We start from the raw sequence: 6,336 nt of genomic DNA on the forward strand, positions 1-6,336 counted from the left end.
CAGTTCGATGTAGGCCGCAGCCTTGGCATTGGTACCCGCGCCAATGGCATGCTCGTTGTAATCCATGATCTCCACGGCAATCGGCAGGCCGGCTACCAGCGCTTCCAGGGCACCATTGCCCTTGCCGCGCCAGTGCAGCGTGGTTTCGCCTTCACCGGCAACTTCCACTTCCACGGTGCTGTGGCCGTTTTCTTCCTGCAGGCGGTGGCTGACCAGCGCATATGGGGCGTTGGCCTGGAGGTATTCCTTGTGCAGCAGGCTGTAGATCTGCTGGGCGGTCATTTCCAGGCCCAGGCGGTCGGTTTCGCCTTGCACCACTTGGCTGAACTCGATCTGCATGCGACGCGGCAGGCTGATGCCGTATTCCTGCTCGAGCAGATAGGTGATGCCCCCTTTGCCCGACTGGCTGTTGACGCGGATCACCGCCTCGTAGCTGCGGCCGATGTCGGCCGGGTCGATCGGCAGGTACGGCACTTCCCACAGCTCGCCTTCTTGCTGCTTGGTAAAGCCCTTGCGGATGGCATCCTGGTGCGAGCCGGAGAACGCGGTGTGAACCAGATCGCCAACGTAGGGATGACGCGGGTGCACCGGCAGCTGGTTGCACTCTTCGACAACCTTGCGCACGCCGTCGATGTCCGAGAAGTCCAGTTGCGGGTCGATGCCTTGGGTGTAGAGGTTCAGCGCCAGGGTCACCAGATCGACGTTGCCGGTACGCTCGCCGTTGCCGAACAGGCAGCCTTCGGCGCGGTCCGCACCGGCCATCAGGCCCAGTTCGGTGGCAGCGATGCCGGTGCCACGGTCGTTGTGGCAGTGCAGGCTGATGATCACGCTGTCGCGGCGGCTGATATTGCGGCAGAACCACTCGATCTGGTCGGCGTAGATGTTCGGCGTGGCGACTTCCACGGTGGCCGGCAGGTTGAGGATGACCTTGTGCTCAGGCGTCGGGTTCCACACCTCGATGACCGCATCGCAGACTTCCTTGGCGAACTCCAGCTCGGTGGCGCTGAAGGTTTCTGGCGAGTACTGGAAGGTCCACTGGGTGTCCGGTTGCTGGGCAGCGTACTTGACGAACAGCTTAGCCGCGTTCACTGCGATGTCCTTCACGCCTTGCTTGTCCTGGTTGAAGACAATGCGGCGGAACGACGGGCTGGTGGCGTTGTACAGGTGGACGATGGCCTTCTTCGCGCCGCGCAGCGACTCGAAGGTGCGGGCGATCAGGTCTTCACGGGCCTGGGTGAGCACCTGGATGGTGGTGTCGTCCGGGATATGGCCGTCTTCGATAAGGGTGCGCACGAAGTCGAAGTCGGTCTGCGAAGCGGACGGGAACGAAGCCTCGATTTCTTTCACGCCAACCTGCACCAAGGTCTTCCAGAAGCGCAGTTTCTTCTCCGAATCCATCGGCTCGATCAGCGACTGGTTGCCATCACGCAGGTCGGAGCTGCACCAGATTGGCGGCTCGGTGATGGTTTTCGACGGCCAGGTACGGTCAGGCAGGTCGATGGTCGGGAACGCGCGGTATTTTTTCGAAGGGTCTTTGAGCATGGTCATGGAAGCAATCCTTTTGTGTGCGGCCGAGATCGGGCCTGCCGAGCGATAACGAGGTGAAGAGGCGAGGCGACGCGATTCAGCCTGGTAGTCGGGCGCTGACCAGGCAGAGGCTGCGATGTTGTCGGAGCAGGATGAGGGTGCTGAAGGTTTTCATGCTTCCAAACTTAACCAGTGGGGTGGGGGATGGCAAGCGTTCGGCAGAAATTGAGAGGAATGCTTAAAAAAGTCGGTTTTGCGAGATTTTATGGCAGGGATTTTCTGGGTGCTTATTGATTGTTGCGCGGTATTTTTCGCTGGCGCAACCCAAAGCTCAGGGCTGGAAGGCACCAATGAAGATTGCCGGGTCCACGCGAGCATCGTTCAGGCTGACGTTCCAGTGCATATGCGGCCCGGTAGCCCGCCCGGTCGAGCCCACGCGCCCGACCACATCGCCGCGGCGCAGCTGTTGCCCTACCTGGGTATCGATCTTCGACATGTGGCAGAACATGCTGATGAAGCCCTGGCCATGGTCGACGAAGACGGTACGGCCATTGAAAAAGTAGTCCCCCACCAGGATCACCTTGCCGTTGGCCGGGGTCTTGATCGGCGTGCCGGCCGGCACTGCAAAGTCCAGCCCGGCGTGGGGGTTGCGTTCTTCGCCATTGAAGAAGCGGCGCACGCCGAACTTGCTCGACAGCGGGCCGCTGACCGGCTTGTCGAGGATCAGGTTGCTCGGCAGGGACGGGCTGAAGCTGCGCTATGCCTTGATCTGCTCGGCCAGTTCGCGGTCGATGCGCTTGAGGTCGGCCGGGTTCGGGTTGACCTGGCGGGTGTTCTTGAGGGTGATGCGTTGCTCGGGGTATTGCTTGCTGCCGACCGTGAACGGCAGGGTGCGACCGCCCTGGCTCAGCAGGGCGGTGCCGGGCTTCTGGGTCAGCGGGATGCCGACGATGGCCAGCCAGTTGTCCTGTTCCTTTACCACCAGCACCGGTTTGCCGTCGAAGCGGGCACTGGGTGCGCTGGCGGCAGGGCCGAGGTCGATCACCGCCACACCGCCGGGTACCGGCTTGTTCAGTGTGCGGGTGATGTAGCTGGCCTGGGCGCCGCCAGCCAGTAGCAGCAGGGAAAGGGCAAGCAAGGGCGCGAACAGGCGGGGCATGTGTCAGTCCAGTAGTGAGAGGGTGACCGGGGTCAGGTGGTTGTCTTCAACCCGCACCAGCAGCTCGCCCTGGTTCAGGCGGGCGGTGAGGCGTTGGCCATTGCGGGTCTGTTCGGCGCTGCGTATCGCCTGGCCTTGTTCATCCAGCAGGATGCTGTAGCCGCGGGCGAGGGTGGCCAGCGGGCTGACCACTTGCAGCGTCTGCAATTGCGCCTGGAAGCGCTGGCGACGGTCCTTGAGCACTTCGCGCATGGCCCGTGGCAGGCGCTCGGCCAGGCTGTCCAGGCGCTGGTTCAGCAGTTTCAGGGTGCGCCCCGGGTGCTGCGCGGCCAGGCGGGTATCCAGGCGTGCCAGGCGTTCGCGGCGCTGGTTGAGGTTGAGCGTGAAGGCGCGCCGCAGGCGCATGTCCAGGTCGTCCAGGCGCTGGGCCTGCTGACGCAGGCGCTCGCCGGGGTGGCGCAGGCGCCGGGTCAGTGATTCCAGGCGCAGGCGGTCGTGGGTCAGGCGGTTCTGCATGCGCAGCAGCAGGCGCCGTTGCAGGCCTTCCAGGCGTTGCTGCAGGCCACTGTTGTCGGGGGCCAGCAACTCGGCGGCGGCAGACGGTGTGGGCGCACGCACGTCGGCGACGAAGTCGCTGATCGATACATCGGTCTCATGGCCCACCGCACTGACGATGGGCGTGACGCAGGCAGCCACCGCCCGCGCCACGGCTTCTTCGTTGAAGCACCACAGGTCTTCCAGCGAGCCACCGCCACGGGCCAGGATCAGTGCGTCGAAACCCAGGCTGTCGGCCAGACGGATGGCGCGCACGATCTGCGCGATGGCTTCGCGGCCCTGCACTGCCGTGGGGATCAGGTTCAGTTCCACCTGCGGCGCGCGGCGGCCGAACACGCTGATGATGTCGCGGATCACCGCGCCGGTGGGCGAGGTGATGATGCCGATGCGCTGCGGGTGGGCCGGTAGCGGCTTCTTGCTCTCGGCGCTGAACAGCCCCTCACCACCGAGCTTTTCCTTCAGGGCCTCGAACGCCAGGCGCAGCGCGCCGTCGCCGGCCGGTTCGACGGTGTCGAGAATCAGCTGGTAGTCGCCACGCCCTTCGAACAGCGAAACCTTGCCGCGCACCCGCACAGCCAGGCCATCGCGCAGGGCCTGGCGCACACGCGTGGCGTTCTGCCGGAACAGCGCGCAGCGCACCTGGGCGCCGCTGTCCTTGAGGGTGAAGTACATGTGCCCGGACGCGGGGCGGGCGAGATTGGAAATCTCGCCCTCTACACACACGCTGCGGAACACGTCTTCCAGCAGCACGCGGGCGCGGCCGTTGAGTTGGCTGACGGTAAGGACCTCGCGGTCCAGGCCGAGTCGTTCGAAGGGGTCTCTGATCATGCTCGGCATCATCGCAGTTGCGGGTGGCGAGCTTCAAGCAGTAGTAACTGAGTTGCCCGAATTACACTTGCCTGGCATGGCAAACAAGTAATGTGACGGCGGCGGTCACTGCCACATGGCACCAGTGAAGTGCCGCGCCAGTTGCCCCGCTTCTCGCCGGCAGGCCAGCGCAACGGTACTCATGCAGCGACTCTCCAGTGCCACGAAGCTGACCGAAACCGGGGCGATCTCACGCATGCATGCCGGCAACAATGCCACGCCAAATCCGGCTTGAATCAGTTGCAACTGCGTCGTCTTGCGCGACAGCACCTGTGCCGCCTGCGGGAAAAAGCCCGCGTCCATGCACAGGGAGGCAGACAGGTAACTCAGCCCGCCACGGTCGCGGTGCGGAATGGAAATAAAACGCTCTTCACGCAACTGCTCCAGCCTCACCTGCGTTGCACCAGCCAACGGATGCCCAGCCGAAACGGCCAGAAACAACGGTTCGCTGAACAATTCATGCAGCACCACGCCCTCATGCTGGCGCAACACCGGCAAACGCAGCAGGCCGATATCCAGACGCCCCGCCGCAATATCCTCCAGCTGCGCCTCCGACGACTGCTGAGCAATCTCCAGCGCAACCCCAAGGTTATCGCGCAAGTAGCCGCCCAGGCGAGCCAGCAGCGAGCCGGTCAGCGGTACGGTACTTGAATGGTTCAGGCGCAGGCTGCCCTGCAACCCTTCGCCAATATCGCGGGTAACCCGCTCCGCTTGTGCCAGGTCAGCCAGCAAACGCCGCGCCCGCTCCAGGAAGGCCTGCCCCGCCAGCGTCAGGCGCGGCAGGCGCGCGGTACGCTCGAACAGCGGAGTGCCCAACTGTTGCTCCAGCTCCTTGATCTGCCGGCTCAGCGCCGACTGGGCTACGTAGAGTCGCTCGGCGGCGCCGCTGAAGCTCCCGCACTCGGCGATTTCCACGAAGTAACGCAACTGGCGGATCGACGTCATGTCATGCCTTTTCGAGATGGCTTTGGCGATAAAGGCATATTAGTCGGCATGGCTCGCTGCTGGCTAACCTTTGTCTGTCTTCCCAGGAACTGCTGCCATGATCGCCCAGCTGTCTTTTTCCGGCCTTGACTGGCTGCCCATCCTGCTCGGTGTCGGGGTGGCCTACATCGTCTTCGGCATCGCCGGTTTCGGGACTGCGCTGGTGGCTGGCCCGGTACTGATCCACTTTATGCCGCTGTCACGGATCATTCCGCTGCTGGTGTTGCTCGACTTCGTCGCGGCATTCGGCAACCTGCTGCCGTCGCGCCGCGATGTGGTGCGCAGTGAGTTGCTACGGCTACTGCCGTTCATGGCCATAGGCTGCACGTTCGGTGTGGTGTTCCTGCTGCAGTTGAAGTCTGATTTGTTATTGCTGTTGATGGGTGTGTTTGTCACGGCCTATGCGCTGTACGGCCTGGCGGTGAAGGTGCGGCCGGCGAACCTGTCCGGTTTCTGGGCGGTGCCGATGGGCACGGCAGGCGGGCTGTTCGGCGCGTTGTTCGGCAGTGGTGGCTTCCTTTATGCGCTCTACCTGAGTGCACGGCTGCAGGCGAAGGAACAAGTGCGCGCCACCCAGAGCGCGCTGATCAGTTGCAGCACGGTCGTACGCCTGACGCTGTTCCTGATCGCCGGTGTGTATGCCGATCAGAGCCTGCTGCTGCTCGCCGCCTGCCTGTTGCCGGTAATGTTCGTCGGCCTGTGGGTCGGGCGCAGGCTTACCCACAGGCTGTCCCGCGAAGCCTTCGTGCGTCTGGTCACCTGGCTGGTACTGGCCAGTGGCCTGGCGCTGATAGGTCGCTACCTCAGCGCTTGAGCAGGCGGTAGAATTGCGCCATTACCGCAGTTTTTCAGGCTTGCCTCTTTCATGAACACCCAGAGCATCATCGTCCCCAAGCTGTCTACCGTCCCGGCGCATGAGGCCCGCAGCCGCGCCATCCTGCGCTGGCTGGTACGTGAGAAGGTGGTCGAGGAGCAACTGACCACCTGTGGCCGCACCGGCAACCGGATGGGCCACGCGTTGGCCGCCGGTGCCCGCAAAGTCGCCCTGCACCCCGACAAGCTACCGTTCGGCGAACCGGTCAACGGCTTGGAGGTGATGCTCAAGCGCTGCATTTATACCCCCACCGAGGGCTTCCTCGAAGAGGCTGGCTGCCCGGAGTGCCGGCGTGAAGTGGGCGAGCCGCTGTTCGAAAGCCTGGAAGAGTGGATGCCGGCAGTGAGCGACAACTTTACCTGCCCGCTCT

General features: G+C 63.7%; 5 protein-coding genes and 1 pseudogene. 2 read left to right on the forward strand and 4 right to left on the reverse strand.

Annotated features, from left to right (window positions below):
* The 4 genes and pseudogenes from leuA to HP547_RS16590 form a co-directional block, all read right to left on the reverse strand.
* Nucleotides 1–1,548 (reverse strand): 2-isopropylmalate synthase (leuA, locus tag HP547_RS16575; protein WP_172286861.1); only part of this gene is annotated, 1,548 nt, incomplete at its 3' end.
* A 310-nt stretch (nt 1,549–1,858) separates the two neighbouring features.
* Nucleotides 1,859–2,686 (reverse strand): annotated as a pseudogene (locus HP547_RS16580) (peptidoglycan DD-metalloendopeptidase family protein).
* A 3-nt stretch (nt 2,687–2,689) separates the two neighbouring features.
* On the reverse strand, nt 2,690–4,069 hold the full coding sequence (xseA, locus tag HP547_RS16585) for an exodeoxyribonuclease VII large subunit (protein ID WP_172286862.1): 1,380 nt from the start codon (nt 4,067–4,069) through the stop codon (nt 2,690–2,692).
* 105 nt (nt 4,070–4,174) lie between these two features.
* Complete coding sequence (locus tag HP547_RS16590; RefSeq protein ID WP_172286863.1) at nt 4,175–5,053, reverse strand: LysR substrate-binding domain-containing protein; 879 nt, start codon at nt 5,051–5,053, stop codon at nt 4,175–4,177.
* Nucleotides 5,054–5,150: 97 nt separating this feature from the next.
* Here HP547_RS16590 and HP547_RS16595 point away from each other — a divergent pair, with 97 nt between their 5' ends.
* Together HP547_RS16595 and HP547_RS16600 are read left to right on the forward strand one after the other, a co-directional pair.
* A complete protein-coding gene (locus HP547_RS16595; protein WP_172221554.1) occupies nt 5,151–5,906 on the forward strand; it encodes a sulfite exporter TauE/SafE family protein in 756 nt (251 codons plus the stop codon).
* A 51-nt stretch (nt 5,907–5,957) separates the two neighbouring features.
* The coding region (locus HP547_RS16600) for a sugar ABC transporter ATPase (protein WP_172286864.1) at nt 5,958–6,336 on the forward strand (379 nt) is incomplete at its 3' end.

This window comes from Pseudomonas sp. CM27, assembly GCF_013179515.1.
Taxonomy (GTDB): Bacteria; Pseudomonadota; Gammaproteobacteria; order Pseudomonadales; family Pseudomonadaceae; genus Aquipseudomonas.